The 24,052-nt window shown below is 49.8% G+C and carries 17 protein-coding genes and 1 riboswitch; of the genes, 2 read left to right on the top strand and 15 right to left on the bottom strand.

The annotated features are described in order from the left end of the window. Positions 1-223 precede the first annotated feature (223 nt). The 9 genes from GU926_RS04365 to hppD form a co-directional block, all read right to left on the bottom strand. Positions 224-712, bottom strand: coding sequence for an SRPBCC family protein (locus GU926_RS04365; protein ID WP_160689372.1), 489 nt, complete (start codon positions 710-712; stop codon positions 224-226). A 20-nt stretch (positions 713-732) separates the two neighbouring features. Further along, positions 733-1,164 carry a VOC family protein gene (locus GU926_RS04360; RefSeq protein WP_160689370.1) on the bottom strand — a complete coding sequence of 144 codons (432 nt, stop codon included), beginning with the start codon at positions 1,162-1,164 and terminating at the stop codon, positions 733-735. Positions 1,165-1,239: 75 nt separating this feature from the next. After that, a complete protein-coding gene (locus GU926_RS04355; RefSeq protein ID WP_232058425.1) occupies positions 1,240-1,710 on the bottom strand; it encodes a GNAT family N-acetyltransferase in 471 nt (156 codons plus the stop codon). A gap of 151 nt (positions 1,711-1,861) precedes the next feature. Further along, positions 1,862-2,938 (bottom strand): proline iminopeptidase-family hydrolase, encoded by a 1,077-nt coding sequence (locus GU926_RS04350; RefSeq protein WP_160689368.1) that lies wholly within the window; start codon positions 2,936-2,938, stop codon positions 1,862-1,864. A gap of 110 nt (positions 2,939-3,048) precedes the next feature. Beyond that, the gene (locus tag GU926_RS04345) at positions 3,049-5,874 is read right to left on the bottom strand and encodes a M16 family metallopeptidase (protein ID WP_160689366.1); all 2,826 of its coding nucleotides are present in this window, start codon (positions 5,872-5,874) and stop codon (positions 3,049-3,051) included. A 231-nt stretch (positions 5,875-6,105) separates the two neighbouring features. Continuing rightward, entirely contained in the window at positions 6,106-7,008 is a 903-nt protein-coding gene (locus GU926_RS04340) for a DUF5694 domain-containing protein (protein ID WP_160689364.1), read from the bottom strand. A gap of 223 nt (positions 7,009-7,231) precedes the next feature. Continuing rightward, positions 7,232-11,857: an FG-GAP-like repeat-containing protein gene (locus GU926_RS04335; protein WP_160689362.1), complete on the bottom strand. Its 4,626-nt coding sequence runs from the start codon at positions 11,855-11,857 to the stop codon at positions 7,232-7,234. A gap of 723 nt (positions 11,858-12,580) precedes the next feature. After that, on the bottom strand, positions 12,581-14,329 hold the full coding sequence (locus tag GU926_RS04330; RefSeq protein WP_160689360.1) for a phospho-sugar mutase: 1,749 nt from the start codon (positions 14,327-14,329) through the stop codon (positions 12,581-12,583). 170 nt (positions 14,330-14,499) lie between these two features. Next, positions 14,500-15,594 carry a 4-hydroxyphenylpyruvate dioxygenase gene (gene hppD / locus GU926_RS04325; protein WP_160689358.1) on the bottom strand — a complete coding sequence of 365 codons (1,095 nt, stop codon included), beginning with the start codon at positions 15,592-15,594 and terminating at the stop codon, positions 14,500-14,502. Between the two features lie 170 nt (positions 15,595-15,764). Here hppD and GU926_RS04320 point away from each other — a divergent pair, with 170 nt between their 5' ends. Then, positions 15,765-16,178 (top strand): hypothetical protein, encoded by a 414-nt coding sequence (locus GU926_RS04320; protein ID WP_160689356.1) that lies wholly within the window; start codon positions 15,765-15,767, stop codon positions 16,176-16,178. 228 nt (positions 16,179-16,406) lie between these two features. Here the strand turns inward: GU926_RS04320 and trpS are convergent, their stop codons facing one another. From trpS to GU926_RS04290, 6 genes are all read right to left on the bottom strand, one after another. After that, entirely contained in the window at positions 16,407-17,381 is a 975-nt protein-coding gene (trpS, locus tag GU926_RS04315; protein WP_160689354.1) for a tryptophan--tRNA ligase, read from the bottom strand. A gap of 102 nt (positions 17,382-17,483) precedes the next feature. Next, positions 17,484-18,140 (bottom strand): alpha/beta hydrolase, encoded by a 657-nt coding sequence (locus GU926_RS04310; protein ID WP_160689352.1) that lies wholly within the window; start codon positions 18,138-18,140, stop codon positions 17,484-17,486. A gap of 102 nt (positions 18,141-18,242) precedes the next feature. After that, positions 18,243-19,034 (bottom strand): queuosine precursor transporter, encoded by a 792-nt coding sequence (locus tag GU926_RS04305; protein WP_160689350.1) that lies wholly within the window; start codon positions 19,032-19,034, stop codon positions 18,243-18,245. 767 nt (positions 19,035-19,801) lie between these two features. Continuing rightward, positions 19,802-20,719 carry a ribonuclease Z gene (locus GU926_RS04300; protein WP_160689348.1) on the bottom strand — a complete coding sequence of 306 codons (918 nt, stop codon included), beginning with the start codon at positions 20,717-20,719 and terminating at the stop codon, positions 19,802-19,804. A gap of 17 nt (positions 20,720-20,736) precedes the next feature. Next, positions 20,737-21,114: an STAS domain-containing protein gene (locus GU926_RS04295; RefSeq protein WP_066511830.1), complete on the bottom strand. Its 378-nt coding sequence runs from the start codon at positions 21,112-21,114 to the stop codon at positions 20,737-20,739. Positions 21,115-21,182: 68 nt separating this feature from the next. Beyond that, positions 21,183-22,118 carry a phosphoribosylaminoimidazolesuccinocarboxamide synthase gene (locus GU926_RS04290; RefSeq protein ID WP_160689346.1) on the bottom strand — a complete coding sequence of 312 codons (936 nt, stop codon included), beginning with the start codon at positions 22,116-22,118 and terminating at the stop codon, positions 21,183-21,185. Between the two features lie 210 nt (positions 22,119-22,328). Beyond that, positions 22,329-22,439: riboswitch (SAM riboswitch) on the top strand. 276 nt (positions 22,440-22,715) lie between these two features. Here GU926_RS04290 and GU926_RS04285 point away from each other — a divergent pair. Beyond that, on the top strand, positions 22,716-24,047 hold the full coding sequence (locus GU926_RS04285) for an O-acetylhomoserine aminocarboxypropyltransferase/cysteine synthase family protein (RefSeq protein WP_160689344.1): 1,332 nt from the start codon (positions 22,716-22,718) through the stop codon (positions 24,045-24,047). Positions 24,048-24,052 lie beyond the last annotated feature (5 nt).

Genomic DNA, 24,052 nt, shown 5'->3' with positions numbered 1-24,052 from the left:
AAAAGAATTTCCTCTTTTAAACGGGAAAACTTTAATCACAGCTACATCCTTTTTGCCCTGCTGGTCATGAAACGTTACACTCCTCAGGATAAGCCTTGTAAGAAGGTGATCCCATGAAGAGGCTGGCTTAACCATCCCACGTAGAGTGAGTGGCCACCTGTTAAAACAAAACAGGCGGCATCTTACAAAAGATGCCGCCTGTTTAAAAATGGCTAGAGAAAGGTTATTGCAGGAACGCTGCTAACTGCTGGAAAATGCCGCTATAGCTTTGTTGCATGTCTGAGTGGCCCTCAAAATACGTTTGTTCTTCTTGCGGAGTGGCGTTTACGGGCTTGCCGGTCAAAGTAATCAGCGTTTTGCCGTTCTGCTCTTGGAGCGTGAGGACGTTGAGCATTTCTGTGGGCCAGGCCTCACTGAAGGGAGCACTCTCCAGATTGCCTTCTTCATCTGTGAATGCATCAATATATTCCAACCTGCGCGGAGCCTCCAAGGAAACGTAAGTGCATTTTCCCCACATGGTGGGCATGCCTTCGGCGCTCATGCCATACAGGAAAGTGCCGTTAGGAACAGCGTTGAATTCTTTCACCTCTAAGTCAAAGCCAGCCGGGCTCCACCACTGTTTCAGGTTCTCTTCCTGGGTCCAGGCCTGCCAAACGCGTTCTATGGGCGCGTTGATTTCCCTAGAAATGACAAAATTAGGATGGGTTGCCATATGGGGTGTGGTACGTATGCTTAGTTTTTTTCTTCAAAGTCATGGTTCACCATCCAGTTTATGCCAAACTGGTCCTGGAACATGCCAAAATAAGCTCCCCAGAAAGTCTTTTGCAGGGGCATGGTCACCTTGCCACCTTGAGACAAGCCATTGAACAAATGTTCAGCCTCTTCCGGGCTTTTGGAGTCTATGGATAGGTGAATGTTGTTGCCCATGGTCACACTTTGGTTCATGGATTCTACCGCGTCTGAGCCCATGAGCACGGTATTCTCCCCGATGGGCATGGACACGTGCATGATTTTGTCCAGAGCGTCGGCGGGCATGTCATTTTGCCCAGGAATGTCTTTAAAGCGCTGAAAAGTAATGAACTCACCGCCGAAGACAGATTGATAGAAGTTAAAAACCTCTTCGGTGTTGCCGTTGAAGTTAAGGTACGCGTGAATTGATGCCATGAAGAAAAGTGGGTTTAGGTTAGCTTGATTAGGAAAGTAAGGTAAGGACTTTTAAGCTTTTTAAGATGCACTCTTCTAAATTTTCCCTGTGTACCTCATGCTGTACAAATCAAATCCCGGGGCCCAGTAATCTTTAACTACCTCCACTAAGGCAAAGCCGTTTTTCTCATAAAAGGGGTAGACCAGCTGCGAGGTTCTCACCGTGATATGCTCCACTTGTTCTAGTGATTGTAACCGGGAAATCCTGAATTGGAGCAGTTGGCTGCCCAGCCCTTTGCCCTGGTATTCAGGGTGGAGGATGTCCCAGCTTATTTTTCCGGTATGCTTGTCCTCAGAAAAATTGATGCCCCCGCAGCCCACCACCTTATCCTGGTACTCCACAACAAAATATTCTTCCAGTTCATGGTGCAGGTAATGGAGGAGGTCTGCTTCTTCTTCAGGGGCAAAGTAGGTAGGCGTGTTTAACTGGAGAAGGTGCATGACCTGCGCCTGGTCTGCCGGTTGATAAGGCCGTATTGAATACGATTGGTCCGTAGTCATTACCATACATCTATGGAGTAAGTCTAATAAGAAACTAACGTAGGTGGCAACCTGTGATTGGCTCGTTTTTGGGCTGTTTTCTGGAAAATAAGCCAAAAACGGCGATGCTTTCAAATGGTAAGCCAGAAAGCATCGCCGATTAATTTGAGAGTAAGATTTATAAGGTCACTTCCTTCTGGCCCGCGTCAACGCCTTTCATGAATTTTATTAACCCCGCAAAATAAGTGTCCTGGTCATCATACAAGCTCATGTGGCTGCCTTTGGGGCAATACAGGTAAGTACCGTTCTGTACTTTGCCGGCCATCATCTTCATGTGCTCAGGGTCCATGGTGTCAAACTGGGCGCCCACGGTGAGGGTGGGTACGGTCACTTTGGGCAGGTCAGCGGTACGGTCCCAGGTTTCCAGCTTGCCAGAAATGCCAAATTCGCTGGGCCCCTGCATGGTCACGTACAGCGATTGGTTCATTTTAGCGAAGGAGCGGTTCACCGGTTCGGGCCACTGGTCCAAAGGCATGCGCAAGATGTGCTGGGTGTAGAAGTTAGGATACAGCAGCTCCATGTACCTAGGGTTGGAAAAATCTTTGCGGGCTTCAATGGCGCGTACCTCTGCCAGCACCTTCGGGTCCATTTGTTTGGCCAGGACCTCCTCTGCATACTTGCCGTAGTCTGGGGCGCTGGCCATCATGTTAGAAATAATGAGGCCTTTGAGGTTGCTCTGGTACTTGAGCGCATATTCCAAAGCCAGGATGCCGCCCCAGGAGTGGCCCAGAATATAAAAGTTGTCTTTGGTAAGGTTGAGGGCGGTGCGCACTTGTTCCACTTCTTCTACAAAACGGGGCAAATCCCACATGGATGGATCTTTGGGGTCTTCTGAGTTGCCGCAACCCAGCTGGTCATAGTAGATGAATTCAATGCCTTCCGCCGGAAAGAAGTTTTCAAACGCCTCAAAATACTCGTGCGTGGCCCCGGGCCCGCCGTTTAAAAGCAAAAGCTTCATTTTGGGGTTGTTCCCGAAGCGCTTGGTCCAGACCTTGAATTCGCCTTTGGGTGTTTTTATGGGAATCATTTGCACGCCGCCGTCCTGCACCCCGCCTTCGGTTTGCTGAAAGTAGGTGGCAGGCGTGACAGAAGCAGCAGGCGGGAGTGTTCCCTCCGTGGTTCTGTCTTGTTGGCAGGAGAAGCCCAGGAGGCCCAGCAGGGCTAGGCTATAGGTGATGGTTTGTTTGTAGTTCATAGTGGTTGGTTGGGCAGGAATAGCACGAAACAGGAAAGTAAGTTATTCATAAAAAGCAGAATAGAAAGAGCTGCCCCTTTCTATTCTGCTTTTTAAATAGGTGTTTGAATCTAGTTCAAAAGAACTGGTTTACCATAGCCCAGTTCTTCCAGTTTCTTCAACTGAGTGGCGGCGTCCCCTACAATGAGGTAGTACATCTTGTCTGGGTTCACGTAATGATCGGCCAGCGTTTTGATTTTGTCTACCGTCATGCCTTTCACCAGGGCCTCGCGCTGTTTGGCGTAGTCATACGGCCAGTTGTAGGCGCTTATGTTCTGCAGCATGTTCAGTTTGGCACCCATGGTTTCAAAGGCCCGCGCAGTGCTTTTCACCAAAAAGCCTTTGGTCACGTCCAGGTCCTGCGCCGAGAACGTAGGGCCGTAGTTTTTCATAATGTCGCGCACCAAGCTGGTAGACTCATATGTGACATTGGACCGAACCCCGCTCTGAATCAGGAACGGACCCGGTTGGGTGGAACCAGAGAAAGAGGAGCTGATGCCGTAGGTGTAGCCTTTGCCTTCGCGCAACTGCTGCGTCAGCTGAGACGCGAAACTGCCACCGCCCAGAATGTAGTTCATCACCTGCGCCGGGTAGAAGTCTGGAGACGTGGCCGGCAAGGCCAGGTACCCGAAGCGCAGCACGCTCTGCTTGGCCCCCGGCACATCATAGAAATACACTTTAGAAGCCGTGGGCGCAGCCGGAGTGTTGTAAGCAGGCAAGGCTACGTTTTTCGCCTTCCAGTTCTGGTTTAACCCGTTCAAGGCCGCCACTGCCTGGTCTTTCTCCAGGGCACCTACCACATGGAACGCTGCTAAAGAAGGAGACAAGTAGACAGTGTAGTAGTTCTGCAAGTCTTGCAAGGTGATGGCTTTCAACGAAGCCTCGGTGCCCAGAATGTTGTTGGCTAGAATGTGGTCCTTGCCGTAGAGAATCTGCTTGAACTGGTTGTTGGCAATTGAATTAGGGTTGGCTTTCTGTCCTTTAATCTGGCTTTCTGTCTTCTGCTTGCTCAGTTCAAACTCCTTGGCATCCCAGCGGGGCTCTAACAGCATCTCCTGCACCAGAGCCATAGTGGCCGCATAGTTGCGGGCCAGAGTTCTGCCGTTGATGCTAATTTCCTCATCATCTGCGTTGATGGTGATGGTGGCACCCAGGGCGTCAATGGCTTCTTCCAGTTCAGCGGTGGTTTTGTTCTTGGTGCCTTTGGTGAGACTTTCAGCGAGCAGATTGGCCACGCCTACTTTGTTGGGATTCTCAAGCAGTAGGCCGCCTTGTATGCGCAGGTTGAATTGCACTAAAGGCACCTCGCGGTTTTCAATGCCCAGCACGCGCATGCCGTTGTCTAATTTGGTTTCCCAAACGGCCGGTACGCTAATTTCTGGGCTTTTGCCGTACGCCGGCTCCACGGTTCTGTCAAAGCTGGAGGGAGTGCGCTCATAAGTGGTTTTGGCGTTCAGATCGAATTTCTCCTCGGCACCTTCCACAATCTTCTCTTCTACCACGCTGGCTTTTTTAGAGCCTTCCAAAATCAGGTTGGTCTGGCCTTTCGGCACAAAACTGGTGGCCACGTAGTGCTTGCCTTTGATGTATTGATGGTAGACGCGGTTCACGTCTGCCACGGTCACACCCATCATATTGGCAATGTCTTTGGTCACAAAGCCCGGGTCGCCGGCAAAAATCTGGTATTGCGCCAGCTGAAAGCCTTTGCCCTGCACGCTGGCCAGGCCATTGTAAAAGGCCACTTCCTGCCCGGCCTTGATGCGGTTCAGGTCTGCTTCGGTGATGCCTTCCTTCTCAAACTTGGCAAACGATTCCTGCACGGCGTCATGGATCTTATTCAAGTCTACCTTGTCATATCCGCGCACGCTCAGCATGAGTTGGCCGGCAATCTCTGAGTTGTTGTTGTAAATGCTCACCCGCGGGGCCAGTTGCTTTTGGTCTACGATTACCTGGTTGAACGGCGCTTTTTTGCCATCTGACAAGTAGGTAGACAAAACGCGCAGCGCGTAAGAGTCTGGATGGTACACGGGCACTGTTGGCCAGGCCAAGGTAAGCTCAGGCAAACGCGCGAAGTTGTCTACATGGTATAGTTTTTTGGTCTCAGACAATACCGCGGGGCGCTTCTCCATTTCAGGGATGCTTTCACCTTTCTTGATTTCGCCGAAGTATTTCTCTACCCACTCTTTGGCCTGGCCCGGTTCAAAATCTCCGGTCACTACCAAGGTCACGTTGTTGGGCGCGTACCATTTGCGATAGAATTCTTTTACGTCTGCCAAGGTGGCGTTCTGCAAGTCTTCCAACGACCCAATCACCTGCCAGTGGTAGGGGTGGTCTTTGGGGTAGAGGTTCTGGTCAATCACGTAGGATGTGTGGCCGTAGGGAGCGTTGTCATAGCTCTGGCGCTTCTCATTCTTCACCACTTGCTTTTCCTTGTTCACCACTTCTTCCGTGACGGTGTTAATGAACCAGCCCAGTTTGTCGGCCTCGGCCCAGAGCATTTTTTCCAGGGCGTCATTGGGCACGGTCTGGTAATAGTTGGTACGGTCACGGGAGGTAGAACCGTTGGCTCCTGAGCCGCCAATGCGCGCGCTCATCTTGTCCAGGCCACCTTTGCCCAGGTTCTCAGATTCTAAGAACAGCAGGTGCTCAAACAAGTGGGCAAAACCCGTGCGGCCCTCTTTCTCGCGGGCAGAACCCACGTGGCTGGTCAGGGCTACGGCCACTACCGGGTCTGACTTGTCTACATGGAAGATGACCTGCAGGCCATTGTCCAGCGTGAATTTCTCATAGTCCACCTTGAACTCGGTTTTGGCAGTGTTGGATTTGCTTAGCTTCTGGCAGGCCACCAGCGCCACCAGTAGCAGCAACAGATAGCTAATCTTTGGGATATGTTTCATGCGTGTGTTTTTGTGAAAAAATGCGAATTCCTTTTTGCCTTGTTTCAGGTGGAAAGGTGACGTGAATATAAGAGTTCCTGCGGTGGTTTAGTATGTTGTGCTACATGAAAAGTCCCACCGTTTTTGGGCTGTTTCCCAGAAAACAGCCCAAAAACGGTGGGACTTTTCAACAGTTTCTGCCAAAGGAAAACGCTAAGCGCAGGCGGTCTTGCTGTCAGACCAGAGCTAGGATTACTTTAAATAGGCAGAGACGGGTACCACTTGGTAGCGCGGGTCATTGGCGATGATTTTAGGAAGAGCCGCCCCGTGCCGCTGGCCCATGATGACCAAAAGTCGTTTGCCTTTGTTGGCTAGCTGCGTGGTGACAATGTTGGAGTAGATTTTAAGTTCTCGCTCTAAGAACAGGGATACAAACTCTGCACCAATGTATTGGCGGCTCACGTGCACAGAATCATGGTATTGAGCCGGAGCGTCTACAAAACTGCTGTTTCTAACCTTGGCGGGCGTGATGTAGAACAGGTCATAGGTGAGGCTGGCCACTTGCGGCGAATTCAAAAAGGTAAGGTATTCCTTCAGGGAAATTGTGCCTGCCTTAAAACCTTCGTCCAGTTCTTTGCCAATGGCTGAGAAAGCAAGCCGGGCATTGGTATAGTAGTCTATGTTCTGCCCCGAGGCCAGGATTCTATTAGAGACGCTTTCATAGTGGTCCACGCCAAAGATGCGGTCATGGTGCAGTTGCTTGGCCAGGTTATAGCCAAACTGGTATCGTTCTGCACGGCCGTATTCAATGTCTTTCAGCTCAATCTTTCCGGTTTTGAACAAGGTATACAGACTATCTACTGAAGATTGCTCTTCGGGCGTGTTTTCAATCATGATCATGTCAGGCTTGTATTTGAGAAGCAGCTTGTTGATTTGGTCCACCTCTTTTTGCCTTTCATTGGAGAACAAGTCCGCCTTGGGCGCATTCTTATAAAAATTCTCCTGCCCGAAGTGCTGTGACCCCAGCACCATGATTTGCACTTTGTCCTTTGCCGGAACCTTCGGAATCTTCTTTAAAAGAGAGGCAATATCCTGGGCCTTCGTCTGGAGGGAGAAAACCGATAGTGCACAAGCAAACAGGAAATATTTTTTCATGGGAGACGAAGAGGGAATGCAGAAGTGTTTTTAAATATAATCTGGCGTTGAAAACCTTGCCCGAAGATATGATTTAATTCTGTTTAAATTGTTCTAAAGAAAGAGCCGACTTAGCCGTTTTTAGGCTATTTTCCAGAAAACAGGCCAAAAACGAAACTCCCTACCTGCACATTGGGCAAGTAGGGAGTTCAACAGGTAGTAATTAACTGGGCTTTGTCTGAGTTTAATTTTTGATAAACCTGATATTCTGTAAGAAGCTGCCGTTGCTCACCTGAATGATGTATTGACCTATTGCCAGCGACTGCACGTCAAGGGTATGAAGGGCACCGCCTTTTACCACCACCTGCTTCATTTGCTGGCCATTCATGCTGTACAAGGTCACCACAAAATCCTGGGCGGGTAAGCTATTTAGGTTCAAGGTAGGATTGCTGGCCGAAGGGTTAGGATAAACACTTACGCTCACTGATGACAACGAGGCGGTTTTCTGTTGAACGGCAATCACTTTGCTGTCTTCAAAGGTACCGTCTGCATCCACTTGGTGCAATCTGTAATATAGGGTGCCGGCCGGTGCTTGGGTGTCTAAGAACTGGTAGTTGACCAGAAGGCTGGTGTTGCCCGCGGCTTTCACTTGCCCAATGGTATTGAAGTTCTTACCGTCTGTGCTGCGCTGCACCTGGAAGAAAGCGCTGTTTTTCTCAGAGGCCGTGGCCCAGGCTAGTTGTACGCCTTTGTTCTGCACTTTTCCAGTGAAGGAGGCTAGCGTAACAGGTAACAAGTTGGGCTTCTCTACGGCTTCCCCAGAAACCAGGGCGCTGTTGTTGCCGCTGGCATTGTTTCCGCCGTTATTGTCAAACTCATTGGCTCCGGTTTTAAAGGCTGAGTTGGCAAAATAGCCATAGTCCAAGGCTTGCACTACCAAGGTTAAAGTCTTTCTCTGGCTGCTGCCAGAAGCCAACTCCTGAATGGTCCAGGTTTTGGTGGAGAAATCATAGCTTGATCCTTCTGAGGCGGCCGCCGAGATGAATCTCAGGTTGGTCAGCTCATTGGCAATTTTCACCGAGGTGGCATTGTCAGGACCCAGGTTGGCGGCATCTATGACAATAGAAATGAACTCACTTGGATAATATGGGCCAGCCGGCAGTGAGCTGGTCACTACCACGTCTGCAGCTTTAGTGGCCGTACCGCCTGCCGTGGCCGTGTTGTTGGCTGCCACTTGGTCAAATACCTGGGCTGGTTCCACTTTAGAGGCGGTGGTAGAGAAAGCTCCAGCGCCTTTGATTCTGGCTACCAGCGTCATGGTCTGCGCATTAGAGCTTCCAGATAAAAGATCGGTTCCCAAAGTCCAGATGCCGGTGGCAGGATCATATGCTCCCGAGGAGGTTTCAGAACTTACGTATTCCAGCCCAGCGGGCAGCGCATCCAGAATCTGCAGGCCGGTGGCCACATCTGGTCCATTGTTGGATGCTTTTACTGTAAAGGTGGCCGTACCGCCATTGTAAAGCTCTGTAGTCACCAGCGTGTTCGTCACTGCTACCTCGGCCACGGGCAGTACGTTCAACAGGGTAACGGTAGAGTTGTTTTCCACGATAGGGTCAAACTGATCAGCGTAGGTGATGCTGCCGCCCAAGTTCATACGGCCCGTTACAATAGGAATGCCTTTTAGAACCAACGTGGCAGAATCACCTGGCTGGATAGTGCCAATAAACCAGATGCCTGCGTTTTCGCCTGTATAAGAATAGGTTCCCTGCGAAAGGGTTAGGCCTTTCGGATCAATATTGCCGGTACGGGTGTCTTTCCCGCGCAGGTTGGTCACGGCATCTGGCCCGTTGTTCACTACTGTCATGTAAAAAGTGGCCGTGGTTAGAGTATGGTAGAACTTGCCATCAGGTCTATCACTGGTCACTTTCATCTTGGTGATAATGTCGGCTTGTTTTTTGACCGTCACTGTGGCTGTGGCGGAGTTGTTGGCAGCCACATTGTCTTCCTGGGCAAATGTACCGCTGCGTGTTGCCGTGAACGTGTAGACTGCATCGGCGGCAAGATCAGAGGAGACAAAGGCGGCCGGTTTGCCCACCAAGGTAAGCTCTGCATAAGCACCTGATGCCAGGGAAGCCACCGTCCATACGCCGTTGCTGTAATTGCCAGAGGCGCTCACCAGGGTGAACCCTGCGGGCAGCGGCGCACTGAAGGTAAGGTTAGTGCCGGCGTCTGGCCCGTTGTTGGTGGCTCTCACTACAAAAGTGATGGGATTCTGCGTGTAATATGTGCCGGCAGGAATGGTGGCAGTGACTGCTATGTCTGCCGTGATGGTGCCCGTGCCCGCCTGAATGGTATTAGAGGCGCTGTTGTTGCTGGCTTCATTGTCAACCTGATCCAAAGAAACCAAAGAGGCCGTAGTACTAATTACCGCACTTTCCTTCACCTTGGCGTTCAGGGAAAGAACAAGTGTGCTGCCGTTGGCCAATGAAGGCACCAGCCATTCACCAGTAAGGGTAGAGTAAGTGGTTCCTGCGGGCGCGCTGTAGGTAATTTCTTTTAAAGAAGCCGGAAGTAGATCCTTGATTTTGATGGAAGAGGCGGCGCTAGGACCGTTGTTGGTGATGCGTACCTGGTAAGAAACGGCCTCGTCATTGCTGTACTTGCCGGCTACTGCTGGAGAAGACGTAACCAGGTTTTCTACTTTGATATCAGAAGTAGGTACAACGTTAATGGTCTGAGAGGCGCTGTTGTTGCTGGTGTTGGTGTCATTTTCTGTATGTGTTTGCGCCATGGTAAACGTGATGGCACCAACGGTATTGGCAGATCCCGTCAAAACCATGGTTTGGGTAGTGTTTTTTACCACAAGGCCCGCACTCCAGGTGACAGTGGTAGCGCTGAACGTACCAGACCCTGAGGTAATGGAGCCCGAAGAAAACGAAAGCCCTGCGGGAACAGCGCCCGTCACCACCACATCAGCGGCATTGTTGGGGCCGTTATTGGTTACTTTGATGGTATAGGTAAAGGTAGAGCCTTGGGCAGGCGTAGTGGTAGAAACCGCCATGCTAACGGCAATGTCTGCCGATGGGTTAATGGTAAACGAAGCAGAAGACGTGTTGTTATTGGTGTTGAGGTCTGCCTCATTGGTGCCTCTGTCCACTAAGGTAGCCGTAGAGGTAAATGAACCTAGTGAAGACAAATCAATTTGTCTGGCTTTAAGCACCAGCGTCTTGGTAGCATTCAAGGCCAGGGAACCCACCGTCCAGTTGCCAGTTAAAGTGTCATAGCCAGCTGGTACTGCGCCAGATAGGGTTAGTTTGGCGGGCAGTTTGCTTTGAACCACCACATTGTTTGCCGCGCTGGGGCCAAGGTTCTTTGCTGTAATGGTGAATTCCATGATGTCACCACTGTTATAGGTGCTCTTAGAGGCTACGTTCTTCACTTCAATGTCAGCAGAGGAAACTACATCAATAGTAGCAGTCTGGCTATCATTTGCCGTGTTCAGGTCCACCTCGGTATGGGCTTGCTTGGCCAAAATGGTGTATGTTCCTGTAGCCAGGGGCTGCGCCGTGATGGTTAGAGTCTTGGAGGCATTTGCCACCAGGGAACCTACTTTCCAGATTCGGTTGGCTGCGTCATACGTGGCATCTGTAGCCGTGATGTTCTGGAATTTGGTAGGGTCCAGCAAATCTGTCACTGCAATCCCAGACGCCGCGCTGGGGCCAGTATTGCTCACTGTCACCGTAAAAGTAATAGTACGGCCCACGGTATAAGGCGCGGCAGAAGGAGTAATGGCCACGCCTACATCTGCTTTGGGAGACGCTTGCTGGTTGTACAATTTAAGCTGCATCTTCCAGGCACCCAGAGCCATCTCTAACAAACCATCTCCGTTGAGGTCTGCAAATGCCGGGGCGGCATGGTCGCTTATATCTCCTACCAAGATGGCATTTCCATCAAAGGTGAGTCCATTTACCGCGGTTTGTTCAAAATAATAGGTAACGCCGTCATATCCGCCAATGATGAGGTCAAGCAGTTGGTCACCGTCCAAATCCATCACTTTGGGCTGAGCCCAGCCGTGGGTTCTGCTCACGTCAATATTGCTGAAAGTACCAGTAGAGACAGTTCTTCTAGTAAAGGCCAAAGAATTGGCAGCGTTTTGCTCAAAATGCTGCACACTACCATCTGCCGCACCCACTAGTAAATCAAGAAGGCCGTCGCCATCCAGGTCAGAAACGGTGGGAGCAGCATTTTTTGCCAGTATGGTGCCCAGGAAGTCGCTGCTAAGCAGATTGAAAGTAAAGGCGTTTTTTGCAGTTTGTTCAAAATGACTGATGTACCCGTTGCCATCGCCCACTAAAACGTCCAAAAGGCCATCGCCGTCCAGGTCAGTAACTGTAGGAGAGGCATATTTCTGGGTGTTGTTGCTCTGAACAGGGTTCAGGTTGATCAAATACTGATTTCCCTGGGTAAAGCTTAGGGAGTTTGCAGCCGACTGAATATAATGCTCTACGTTTCCGGCTATGGTACCTATTAACAAATCTAGCAAACCGTCATTGTTCAAATCTGTAAAAACAGGACTGGGGTTTTCCGCTATTTTATTGCCGTTGTAGAGAAACGGCGTGTAAGAAAGATTGCTGGAAGAAGTAAAAGTGTAAGAGTTAGTAGTGCGCTGAACGGTGACAGGGGCGCTCAAAGCGGTTCCGGAAGGAGTGGTTACCCGAATGGGTCCTGTAAAGGCAGTGCCTGGTACCTTCACGGTAATCTGCGTGTCGGTATTAACGGTAAACTTGGCAGAGGTACCCGAGAAAAGGACAGAGGTGGCCCCATTTAAGTTAGTGCCTGTCAAGACTACCTCCGTATTTGGCTGAGCCACGATAGGAGTTATGGAAGAAACAGTTGGTGCGGTCTGAGCCCAAGTGAAAAGGGGAGTAAAACCAACTAAAACTAGGATAAAACTAAGGGTCGTAAATAATCTTGTCATGAATGTTTCACTATTTCATGAATTGTTATGTGCAATTCATATAGCAACAAGATCGGCAAAAACTATGGGAGGCTGAAGCTTATTTCGATGAACACAGACAATTTCCCGATGAACAGGAAAACTCCTTAAATATATCTACAAGCTATATATTGTATTGATAATATGAGACTTAGAGTCAATATGATAAAAGAGATAATCAAACTAAAGAACCAACTGATTTTGGAAACTTGATATTTGTAAAGTTATAAAATAGAAGATTAGTGGTATGGGTTTATTTGAATAATTAAAATATCGTACCAGGTTTGTAATTAGAACATAAGCAATATGTAAATAGGATTGATTTTCCTGGCTAGGTACTTGATTTGGGAAAAGCAAGGCCCTTTACTAACCTGTTTTCCTTTATAACCAACACCATATCTTTCGTTGGAATTTCTTAAAGGCGATGAATAAGGTGGTGTATTATTCCTGATGCTATAGAAAGCAAGCAAAATGTTTTGAGACCAAGCATTAAGGTCCGTTTTTGGCTTGTTTTCCAGAAAACTGGCCAAAAACAAACTCCCGCCCATGCATTCGCTAAGGCGGGAGTTCATAGTATAAAGGAGAAAGGCAGATGGCTTATTTTAATTGCAGGTTTTTGATCACTGCCTCTATCTTTTCATCTAGCTTCTGACTTACGGCATCATAGTCTGCGGCAGAAGCCAGAGGTTCTTTCACACTGAAGTAGAACTTGATCTTGGGCTCTGTGCCAGAAGGGCGTGCCGACACCTTGGTTCCGTCCTCTGTGAGGAATTGTAATACGTTGGAGCTTTCCAGGCCAGTGGCGCTTTCTTCACGGGTTTGAAAATTCTTCCGGAACCCTGTCTTGTAATCACTGATCTCAATCACTTTAGATCCAGCAATGGAGGTAGGAGGGTTCTCCCGGAGCTCCTGCATCATTTCCTGTATCTCCTGGGCGCCGCGGTGGCCCTTTTTGGTAATGGAAATCAAGTCTTCCTTGTAGAACCCGAATTCCTCATACATCTGAATCATGAGCTCATACAAGGTTTTGCCCTGGTCCTTGGCCGAGGCCGCCATCTCCGCGATCATGGCGCAGGATGAAACGGCATCTTTATCCCGCACAAAGTCCCCAACCAGAAAGCCATAGCTTTCCTCGCCGCCGCAGATGTACTGCGCCTTGCCTTCTTTCTCGCGCATGATGGTGGCAATGTACTTGAAGCCGGTAAGAGTCTCGTAGCATTCTACACCAAAGCCTTCGGCAATGCGGTTAATTAAGTCTGTGGTGACAATGGTGCTCACTATGTATTCATTGCCTGTCAGCTTGCCCGCTTTCTTCCAGGCGCTCAATACATAATAGGTAAGCAAAGCCGCAGTCTGGTTGCCGTTAATGAGCACGAATTCGCCTTTGTGGTTTTTCACGGCAATCCCCACGCGGTCCGCGTCTGGGTCGGTAGCCAAAACTAAATCAGCGTCCAGTTCACGGGCTTTGTTCATGGCCAGGGTCATGGCCTCTTTCTCTTCGGGGTTGGGGTAGACCACCGTCGGGAAGTTTCCGTCTGGAGTGGCTTGTTCCTCCACCACGGTCACGTTGGTAAAGCCAAAACGCTCCAATGCCTTCGGCACCAAGGTAATGCCCGTGCCATGGATAGGAGTGTAGACGATCTTCAAATCCTTCTGGCGTTGAATTACGGCCGGGTCTACCGACAGGGAGGCCACCTTGTCTAAATAGGCCTGGTCTACGTCCTCCAGCACATATTCCACCTTAGAATGATCACGGGCGAATTTAACCTGGTCTACGCTCTGTATTTTGTTGACCTCGGCAATGATGTTCTTATCATGCGGGGCCGTTACCTGGCCGCCATCGTTCCAATAGGCCTTGTACCCGTTGTATTCTTTGGGATTGTGCGAGGCCGTCAACACCACGCCGCTTTGGCAACCCAAGTGACGGATGGCAAATGAAAGTTCTGGCGTAGGACGCAGCTCTTTAAAGAAGTACACCTTAATGCCGTTGCCAGAGAAAACGTCTGCCACCACATTGGCAAACTCAGGGGAGTTGTTGCGGCTGTCATGCGCAATGGCCACGCAGATCTCCTGGTCTGGGAACGACTTTAAGAGGTAGTTGCTCAGGCCCTGGGTAGCCATGCCCACCGTGTAGCGGTTCATGCGGTTGCTGCCCACGCCCATGATGCCGCGCAGGCCGCCGGTGCCAAACTCCAGGTCTTTGTAAAACGAATCAGTGAGGGTGTCTGCGTCTTTGGTTTCTACTAACTGCTGTAACTGGGATTTAGTGTCTTCATCATAGCCTCCCGTAAGCCACGCGTCTAATTTGGCCTGCACGGCCGCGTCTAATGACAAGTTATTTTCCATAGGATGTGTGTAGAGAAAAGGGCAAGCGTTTTTGGCCTGTTTTTACGAAAACAAGCTAAAAACAGCCGTGTTAAATTTGAAGATGTGAAAATTTGAAAATATGAAGATGTAGAAATGAGACTAAAAGGGAATCATTTTCACATTTTCAAATCTCCACATCTTCAAATCAATTAAAGGTTTCCGCGAAGGGCTTGTTCGCGTTCAATGGATTCAAACAGGGCTTTGAAGTTGCCTTTGCCGAAGGACTTGGCTCCTTTGCGCTGAATGATTTCATAAAACACGGTAGGGCGGTCTTGGGCGGGTTTGGTGAAGATTTGCAATAAGTAGCCTTCATTGTCGCGGTCTACCAAGATGTTTAGGTCTTGCAAAGGCTTCATGTCCTCGTCAATCTTACCTACGCGCTCGGCTAAGTCTGCATAGTAAGAAGCTGGCACGCTCAGGAACTCCACGCCGCGTCTGCGCAACTCGCCCACGGTAGCCACAATGTCATCTGTGGCAATGGCGATGTGCTGCACGCCCGGGCTGTGGTAGTAGTCCAGGTATTCCTCAATCTGCGATTTCTTCTTGCCTTCGGCGGGCTCATTGATCGGGAATTTGACATAGCCGTTGCCGTTGCTCATCACTTTTGACATAAGGGCAGAATACTCGGTGGAGATGTCCTCATCGTCAAAGGTCAACAGCAGTTGGAAGCCCATCACTTCCTCGTAAAACTTCACCCAGGTGTTCATCTCGCCCCAGCCCACGTTGCCTACGCAGTGGTCCACGTGCTTCAAGCCCACAGAAGTGAACGGGATGTTGCTTTTCTTGGCCACAAAACCCGGCATGAAGGCACCGGTGTAATTCTTGCGCTCCACAAAGGTGTGTATGGTCTCGCCGTAGGTATAGATAGAAGCTACCTTTACTTCGCCAAACTCATCTGTCAAGGTCTGGGGCTCACCGGCCGACTTGGCCCCGCGTTTGGTGGTTTCTTCATATGACTTGTAGGCATCGTCCACCCACAGGGCCATCACCTTTACGCCGTCGCCGTGCAGGCGCACGTGCTCAGAGATAGGGGAGTCTGGCACCAGAGACGTGGTGAGCATGAACCGGATCTTGCCTTGCTGCAGCACATAGCTCACGCGGTCGCGCACGCCGGTTTCTGGGCCGGCGTAGGCCACCTGCTCAAACCCGAAGGCGCTTTGGTAGAAATAGGCGGCCTGCTTGGCGTTGCCTACATAGAATTCAATATAATCTGTACCATTAAGGGGAAGGAAATCTGTGGCCATGGTCATATAAATGTGCTTTAATGAGATGAAATGGTGAGAAAACCGTGTTTTCTAGGTAAAAATAGGAGAAATTGGCAGGAAAGAAAACAAGTATTCCTTCGGTAGTTTTCAGGCAATGCTTGGAATTAGCCGTAGATGTTATAAAATTTGTAAAAAAACCGACAGACGGCATGAATATCCAAGAACTGAATACATCGCTGGTGACGCTTATCCAGAAAAAGCAGGAACTAAGCAAGCTTTCCTATAATGATGAACGCTACGACGACGTAGAAGAAGAACTGCATGACCTGGAAGACGAGTTCAACGACAACTTCGGGGAATACCTGGAAGACGTGTTGGGCGATGTGCATACCCAGGTCTGCCCAGACACGGACGTTCTCCTACCTACCGCCTACCTGCCAGAAGCCATGAACGCCGAAGGCCAGGTGGAAATTACCGGCAAAGAAGGCGTGTGGGTAGAGGCAGACGCCTATCCCAACAAAGAAGCCCGCTTGCTGTTGGTACCCAACCCTATGCGCATCTTCTTAAGCGTAGGCAAGAACGTGCGCCAGGAAGTCTGGAAGTCTGATAATTCTGGACGCTAGGTTTTAGACGTTAGATTTTAGATTTTTAAAGAGGCTCCATTTCAAGTTTTCTTGGATGGAGCCTCTTCGTTTTTGGCCTGTTTTGGTGAAAACAAGCCAAAAACGGCAGTTGCTTTATAAGAGGTTCAAAAGATTCATTTCATTCTTGACTAAAACGAAGAAGCCGCGGCAATCTGCCTCGGCTTCTCTTATTGTCAAAAATCTAAAATCTAATATCTAGCTACTATCCTAGAATCCCAACTTCTCCCGTACGCGCTTCAGCACCGGGGCACCAATGGCGCGGGCTTTGGCGGCACCTTCGGCTAGTTTAGCGTCAATCTCTGGCAAGTTGTTCATGTAGTACTGGAAGCGTTCGCGCGGCTCTGCGTACTTAGTGATGATTAAGTCATACAATGCCTGCTTGGCGTGGCCATAGCCGAAACCTCCGTTCAAATAATTCTGACGCATGGTCTCCAACTCAGATTCTGAAGCCAACAGCGCATATAACTTGAAAGTGGTATCCGTGGACGGGTCTTTGGGCTCTTCCAAGGTTTTGCTATCAGAGACAATGCTCATGACGCGCTTGCGCAATTCCTTGTCTGGCAAGAAGATGTCAATGGTATTACCATAGGACTTGCTCATCTTGTCGCCGTTAATACCCGGCACCGTCATCACGCTCTCATCTACCTTCACCTCTGGTATCACAAATGTATCTCCGTAGATGTGGTTGAAGGATGAAGCCACGTCGCGGGTGATTTCCAGGTGCTGCACCTGGTCTTTGCCTACCGGTACAAAGTTGGCGTCATACAACAGAATATCGGCGGCCATGAGGATAGGGTAGGTGAACAAACCAGCGTTCACGTCAGCCAACCCACGTCTAGCCGACTTATCCTTGAAGGAGTGCGCATTGGCCAGCATAGGGTACGGCGCAAAGCAGCTCAAATACCACGTCAGCTCGGTTACCTCGGGCACATCGCTTTGTCTATAAAAGATGTTGTTGTCTGTGTCAAACCCGAAGGCCAGCCACGCCGCGGCCACTGCATAGGTATTCATGCGGCGCTCCTCAGCGTCTCTGATAGAGGTGAGCGAGTGCAAGTCTGCGATGAAGTACAGAGAGTCATTGCCGGCTTTCTTGGAAAGCTCAATGGCGGGGAGGATGGCACCCAGCAGGTTGCCCAAATGCGGACGGCCACTGCTCTGGATACCGGTAAGAATTCGTGCCATAAAAATGTACGTTAATAGGGTACAAAGTAAATCATTGACGGGCAAACGGGAAAGGAGAATCCGTTTTTAAGCTGTTTTCCAGAAAATACGCCAAAAACGAGCCTAGTCCAGGTACTGGTTGAGCAGATTGCTGACTTCCTGGGCGCGGTTCAAAACCATCAGATGCTCGGCGCCCTTGAGCACATGCACATGGGCGTACTGTGGCACGGGGAGAACCTTGTCGGCATCGCCGTGCAGTAGGATGACCTCTTGGTCTTGGGCCTTGTGCCGCCAGTGCAGAATCTGCGTGAGCGACCACCTTAGAAAGTGCAGGTCTGTGTCTTGAATGATGGATTTGAACAGTTTTTGCTCTTCTTTTGAATGCACCCCAAAAAGCCAATACCCAGGGGCCGGCCACCGCTTGGCTACCTCAAACGGGAGCCACTGCTGCATGCGCAAAAAGCCACCCACACGATAATACCACGGCAGGGCACCCGTGTCTGCCAAGCTAGACAAAAGAATGACGCGCTTTACGGGAATAAGCTTGGCCATCTCCTGGGCCACCATGCCACCAAAGCTCAGGCCAATTAAGATGGGCGGCTTTTCTGAAGGCGTAATCTGAGCCAACAACCGTTGCGCATAGTTTCGTAATGACTCTTGCTTCTCTGGCCTGATCCATTGAATAACCACCGGTGCCGGATGCCGGAGTTTCAGGTTATGAAACAGCCGTTCATCGGCGCCCAGGCCGCTCAATAAATACACCGGAGAAAGATCTTGCATAGAAATATTAGAAGCTTTGTTGTCTGTCTACGTTAAGCATGAAGCCCATATTGGATTACCTCGTTTTTGGCCTGTTTTCCAGGAAATACGCCAAAAACGAGCCTAGTCCTTAGAAATGAACGTGTCCATGGGGACGGCGTGGTCACCGGCCAAATACCTGTCAATGATAGGGTGGGCCAAATACAACACCGGGGTCAATACTACTGCCACCACAAACTTGTACAAGTAGTTGATCACAGACACAGACAGCACGGTCTTCAAATCCCAATTCCCGAAGAGGTAGAACGCAATGAACAACACTACTACCGTGTCTACCAACTGAGAAATAAGCGTGGAGCCGGTAGCTCTAAGCCATAGTTTCTTGCTGCCCGTTAGGTGCTTAAGCTTATGGAATACGTAGGCGTCCAGTAACTGCCCCACCAAGAATGCCACCAAAGAACCAATGATGATGCCCAGGCCCTGTCTGAATACCCGGTTAAAGGCGAAATCCATGTCAAAGGCGGTCCCGTTGGGGCCTTGGTTGTTCACATCCAGCCAGAACTGTGCCGGCGGCAGGGTGGTGGCCGCTACTATCACCAGAAAGCCATACGCAATGAGCATGGCGGTGAGCACGCTTATCTTCTTCACGCCATCCCGCCCGAAGTACTCATTGATAATGTCTGTGGTCACAAACACGATGGGCCAAATAATGACGCCTGCCGTCAGATTAAAATCCAGTGTGGCGCCCAGAACCGGAATCTGCGCCCCGGGCAGACCGAACACTGCCTCACCCGAGAAAATCTTAACGCCAATCAGTTCCGCCAGCAACGCATTGGTCAGGAAGATGCCGCTCAACACCATGAAGAGCTGTCGTTTTCTATAGCCCATGTTGTGGGCATCTGTGGGTATGGACATGGACTTTCGTTGAAAGGTAAAGACCTGTAAAGATAGTGCTTATGCGATATTGTCAACTCATAAACTGGCAGACTTGTTATTTGTTGGAGATAGTTCGTTTTTGGCTTGTTTCCTAGAAAACAGCCCAAAAACGGAAGGATTGCTGGTTGTCAATTGTCGATTGATTTACCTGCCGATGTAAACACCTCCCTTCGCCCCCTCAAGGGGAGAATCTACATATAGTAATAGCCTTTGCTTCTGCACCTGTTCCAATTGCGTTTAGCATAGGCTTCTACTACTAGCACCCGTTCCAGTCTTTCCGGCGAGTCGCCTAAGCAGGTTGCCGCCTCTGGCAGGACGACGGTCACGACAAAGCAAGACTGGTTAACAATCAGAAAAATTACCACGCAGAAGAGGCAAGCTGGTACAGCGCGAGGCGGGAAGACGAGGCCCCGCGGCCGCGAGCGCTTAGCGGGCACAATGCAACAAGGCAGCATAAGGGCACCGGATGAAGTGACATTGCTCAGGAAAAGCCAACGGAAGTGCATCACCTGTAATAGAAAGTCACAGATGTAACCTCTACGCCTTGGAAGAAGGCTGTAATGGTCATTGGTGAGAACCCCTACAATGGCGGTAGGGAAATTGGAATACAAGCGCAAGGCAGGCACAATGAAGTTTTCGGTAGATACTTCGGCAGGTTCTGGATGACGAGAGGAGTTCGTTTTTAGCCTGATTTCCGGGAAACAAGCCAAAAACGGAAGAATACTTTGAAGGAACGTAGAGCCCGACTACTCCAAGACGCTAATCGTTTTACCCTCCACCGCTAGGTTAGTATTGGGGAACACAGCCTGCGCCTCTGCCAGCAACGGCGTCAGGTCCTTGTAGCGCGCTGAGAAGTGCCCGATAAGCAGACGCTTCACCTGAGCTTTTAAAGCCAACGTAGCGGCCTGCTGGGCGGTGCTATGGAAAGTATAGTCCGCGCGCTGGGTCATGTCACTTAGGAAAGTAGATTCATGGTAAAGCAGGTCCACGCCTTTGATCATGGGTAGAATATCTTCTTTGTATTTGGTATCTGAACAGTAGGCATAGCTACGGCTATGCTTGGGCTCAGTGGTCACCTCCACGTTGCGCACCAATACTTGCCCGGCCTCATCTAGAACATCCTCGCCCCATTTCAAGCGCACCAGTTGCGGCGGCGTCAAGAAGGCAGGAAGCTTGCTTTTGAGCAGGTGTCGGGGTTTTTGCTTTTCCTTGAACAGATACCCGCAGCAATTGATGCGGTGCTGCATAGGTAAGGTGTGCACGGTAATGGTTTTGTCCTCAAAGATTTTCCGGCAGACGGTGGTGTCTACTTCATGGAAATTGATCTTGTAAGGAAGCTGGGTGCCGGCGTACTTAAACTGGAGGGTTAGTATCTCGGCTAAGCCTTTGGGGCCGAAAAGGTTGAGAGGGGCGGTACGCTGCTGCAGGTGCATAGTGGACAGCAACCCGGGTAAGCCAAAATAATGGTCACCGTGGAGGTGACTAATGAAGATGTTACAAATGCGCTGATGCTTTACTTTGTAACGCATCAGCTGCATTTGTGTACCTTCTCCGCAATCAATCAGGTTTAATTGATTGCCAATTGCCAAAAGTTGGGCGGTATGATGTCGGTCAAAAGAGGGCGTAGCAGAAGAACTGCCAAGAATTTTTAGCTCAAAGTCCAAACCGGCGCCCTTTTAGACTATTCTTCTTTCTTGGTAAGATCGCTCTCAATTTCGTGTAAGAACACGCGGTCAATGCCTTCTTCTACGGTTGGCAAGATGTTCAACACAGACTCTAACTTAGAGATAGTGATCAACTTCATTACGTGCTCCTGTAAACCCGTCAAGATCAATACCCCTCCAGAAGAGTTGCAAAGACGGTTGGCGATCAGGATAGAAGAAAGCCCAGATGAATCTGTATATTTTACGTTGGTAAGATCAAGGATCAAATTGGTTATACCTTCTGCGTTCAACTTCACAAACTCTGACTTCAGATCTGGCGCAATCGTGGTGTCAAGCTTTTTTTCATCTATCGTGATGACGGTATAATTCTCTTTTTTATCAATTGTGTACTTCATAAGTAACAGCAAAAAGGTTTAGAGTGCGAATCTACCAAAAATTGGTGGAATATCTGTAACAAAGTGGTTTAAAAAATGTTGGAAGCAATGCTCTTTTGCAGGGCTTCCAGGTCCTGGGCGTACGGCTGGGGGGAGAACGTTTCGCCTAAGACTTGCTCGTATAATTCAATGTAACGCTGGGATATTTCGGCCACTTTTTCATCTGTCATTTCGGGCACCTGCTGGCCGTCTTTTCCCTGGAAACCTTGCTCAATCAACCATTGACGTACAAATTCCTTTGAAAGTTGCCGTTGCGGTTGGTTGGCATCCTGCCGTTCCTGGTAACCCTCTGAGTAAAAGAATCTTGAAGAATCCGGAGTGTGGATTTCATCTATCACATAGATGACGCCATCTGCCTTCCCGAACTCATATTTAGTGTCCACCAAAATCAAACCGCGCTCAGCCGCCAGCTCGGTGCCTTTCTGGAAAAGGGCTCTGGTATAGGATTCCAATTGCAGGTACTCGTCTTCTGAGACAATTCCTTGTTGGATGATTTCCTCACGGGAGATGTCCTCATCGTGGCCTTCGGCGGCTTTGGTGGTAGGGGTGATGATGGGTTCTGGCAGGCGGTCATTCTCCTTTAAACCTTCTGGAAGAGAAACGTTGCAGACGGTACGTTTGCCGGCGCTGTACTCGCGCCAGGCGTGGCCAGCCAAGTAGCCGCGGATTACCATCTCCACTTTATAGGTCTCGCATTGCTTTCCTATGGTTACGTTGGGCGCCGGATGACTGATGACCCAGTTGGGTACTACGTCTTTGGTGGCTTCCAGGAACTTGGCGGCAATCTGGTTTAAGACCTGTCCTTTAAAAGGGATGGCTCTAGGCAGGACCACGTCAAAGGCAGAGATGCGGTCGGTGGCTACTAACGCCAGTTTGTCTTGAAAGTAATAGACGTCCCGCACCTTGCCCCGGTAGAACCCGGTTTGTTCAGGAAAATGGAAATGGGTTTCTTTGAGCGCTTGCATGGCGTGTGCTTAAGGAGGCAAAGTTAGAAAAGGATGCGAAGGGGGCAAGCAGAAAAGACGGTTTCCATTTTTGACCTGTTTTCTGAAAAATACCCCGAAAACGAAAGTGCCGGAACCTGCGTAAAGAAAAAATAAAAAAAATAGAAGGATTTTTGTTTTTGTCCAATTCGTCTATACATTTGCAGCATCAAGTCAATTATTCCGGTAGTTGATTTATAAAGAAGAGTGGAGAGACAGGCTCTGTGAAGCTCTAGCAACCTACCTTGGTGTAAGGTGCTAATTCCTGAACCCAACCGCATAGTGCGCTGGGGAATATAAATTGATACAATGATGGAAAAACAATTCCAAACCATTCGTCAAATCACAGCAGAGCACTTTTTAGTGTTCACCCAGACCCTTGTGTCTGCCATCCTCACTTTCTTGCGTCATCCGCAGCGAATGCCCGTGCTGGGTTATTGTTGCTGTTGTTGCCGCTAATCCAGCCATTTCTCCTTCTTGTTTTCAGGGCTAACCGCGCGTAGCCTACTGGTTCTGCGCGTATCAATTTAGCCACCTGTCTTGCTTTTGTTCAATTTTAAATTGTAACCTGGTATTCCCATGTCTAATACTTTCCATTTTGATACCCTTCAGCTTCACGCTGGCCAAGAAATAGATGACACCACCCGATCCAGAGCGGTTCCTATCTATCAGACTACCTCTTATGTGTTTGAAAATGCGGCTCACGGCGCCAATTTGTTCGCCTTAAAGGAGTTTGGCAACATCTACACCCGCATCATGAACCCCACCACAGATGTGTTTGAGAAACGCATTGCCGCTTTGGAAGGAGGCGTTGCCGCGGTGGCGGTCGGTTCAGGACAAGCAGCTCAATTCATTGCACTTACCAACATTTTACAAGCTGGCGACAACTTTATTGCCTCCAGCAATCTGTACGGCGGTTCTTACAACCAATTTAAGGTCGCCTTCAAGCGGTTGGGCATAGAGGTGCGCTTCACCAAAAATGACGAGCCTGCGTCTTATGCCAAATTGGTGGATGAAAACACCAAGGCCTTCTACCTGGAGACCATTGGCAACCCGCGCTTTAACATTCCAGACTTTGAGGCCATTGCGGCCGTGGCTCTAGGTCACAAGCTTCCTTTAATAGTAGACAACACCTTCGGCGCGGGCGGTTATCTGTTCCGGCCGTTGGAGCACGGCGCTAACGTGGTTGTGGCTTCGGCTACCAAATGGATTGGCGGGCACGGCACCAGCGTGGGCGGCGTGATTGTAGACGGAGGTAACTTCAACTGGGGCAACGGCAAGTTCCCACAGTTCAGTGAGCCCTCAGAAGGCTACCACGGCCTCAATTTCTGGGAAGTGTTCGGCGCCGAAGGGCCTTTCGGGAACATTGCCTTCGCCATAAGAGCCAGAGTGGAAGGTTTGCGCGATTTTGGCCCGGCCATCAGCCCGTTCAACTCTTTCCAATTATTACAAGGGTTGGAGACGCTGTCATTGCGCGTGGACCGCACGGTGCATAACGCCTTGGCTTTGGCCCAGTGGCTGGAAGAGCACCCAGCCGTAGAAAGCGTTAATTATCCGGGCCTTTCTTCCAGCCCTTATCATAGCTTGGCCAAGCGCTATTTGAAACGCGGTTTTGGCGGGGTCTTGAGCTTCAACCTGAAAGGTGGCAAAGAAGAGGCCGAAATCTTCGTCAACAACTTGGAACTGGTGAGTCACTTGGCCAACGTAGGTGATGCCAAGACGCTTATCATCCATCCGGCTTCTACCACCCACCAGCAACTTTCAGAAGAGGAGCAGTTATCGGCGGGCGTGAACCCAACGTTGTTGCGCGTATCGGTGGGCATTGAGCACATTGATGACATCCAAGCTGATTTTGAGCAGGCGTTTGCCAAGGTGAAAATTGCCCGTCCAGTCGCCGAGGCGCTTAACTAAGGTAG

Source organism: Nibribacter ruber (assembly GCF_009913235.1).
In the GTDB taxonomy this organism is placed as follows: domain Bacteria; phylum Bacteroidota; class Bacteroidia; order Cytophagales; family Hymenobacteraceae; genus Nibribacter; species Nibribacter ruber.
Note: the sequence above shows the minus strand (reverse complement) of the source record. Positions and strands in the feature narration are given on the sequence as shown.

Excerpts from the sequence above, each read along its gene's own strand:
- GU926_RS04320 (WP_160689356.1), top strand. The coding sequence starts at position 15,765 with ATGAATATCCAAGAACTGAATACATCGCTGGTGACGCTTATCCAGAAA.
- hppD (WP_160689358.1), bottom strand. The coding sequence starts at position 15,594 with ATGGCCACAGATTTCCTTCCCCTTAATGGTACAGATTATATTGAATTC.
- trpS (WP_160689354.1), bottom strand. The coding sequence starts at position 17,381 with ATGGCACGAATTCTTACCGGTATCCAGAGCAGTGGCCGTCCGCATTTG.
- GU926_RS04355 (WP_232058425.1), bottom strand. The coding sequence starts at position 1,710 with ATGGTAATGACTACGGACCAATCGTATTCAATACGGCCTTATCAACCG.
- GU926_RS04350 (WP_160689368.1), bottom strand. The coding sequence starts at position 2,938 with ATGAACTACAAACAAACCATCACCTATAGCCTAGCCCTGCTGGGCCTC.
- GU926_RS04305 (WP_160689350.1), bottom strand. The coding sequence starts at position 19,034 with ATGTCCATACCCACAGATGCCCACAACATGGGCTATAGAAAACGACAG.
- GU926_RS04340 (WP_160689364.1), bottom strand. The coding sequence starts at position 7,008 with ATGAAAAAATATTTCCTGTTTGCTTGTGCACTATCGGTTTTCTCCCTC.
- GU926_RS04290 (WP_160689346.1), bottom strand. The coding sequence starts at position 22,118 with ATGCAAGCGCTCAAAGAAACCCATTTCCATTTTCCTGAACAAACCGGG.
- GU926_RS04330 (WP_160689360.1), bottom strand. The coding sequence starts at position 14,329 with ATGGAAAATAACTTGTCATTAGACGCGGCCGTGCAGGCCAAATTAGAC.
- GU926_RS04295 (WP_066511830.1), bottom strand. The coding sequence starts at position 21,114 with ATGAAGTACACAATTGATAAAAAAGAGAATTATACCGTCATCACGATA.
- GU926_RS04365 (WP_160689372.1), bottom strand. The coding sequence starts at position 712 with ATGGCAACCCATCCTAATTTTGTCATTTCTAGGGAAATCAACGCGCCC.
- GU926_RS04285 (WP_160689344.1), top strand. The coding sequence starts at position 22,716 with ATGTCTAATACTTTCCATTTTGATACCCTTCAGCTTCACGCTGGCCAA.
- GU926_RS04345 (WP_160689366.1), bottom strand. The coding sequence starts at position 5,874 with ATGAAACATATCCCAAAGATTAGCTATCTGTTGCTGCTACTGGTGGCG.
- GU926_RS04360 (WP_160689370.1), bottom strand. The coding sequence starts at position 1,164 with ATGGCATCAATTCACGCGTACCTTAACTTCAACGGCAACACCGAAGAG.
- GU926_RS04310 (WP_160689352.1), bottom strand. The coding sequence starts at position 18,140 with ATGCAAGATCTTTCTCCGGTGTATTTATTGAGCGGCCTGGGCGCCGAT.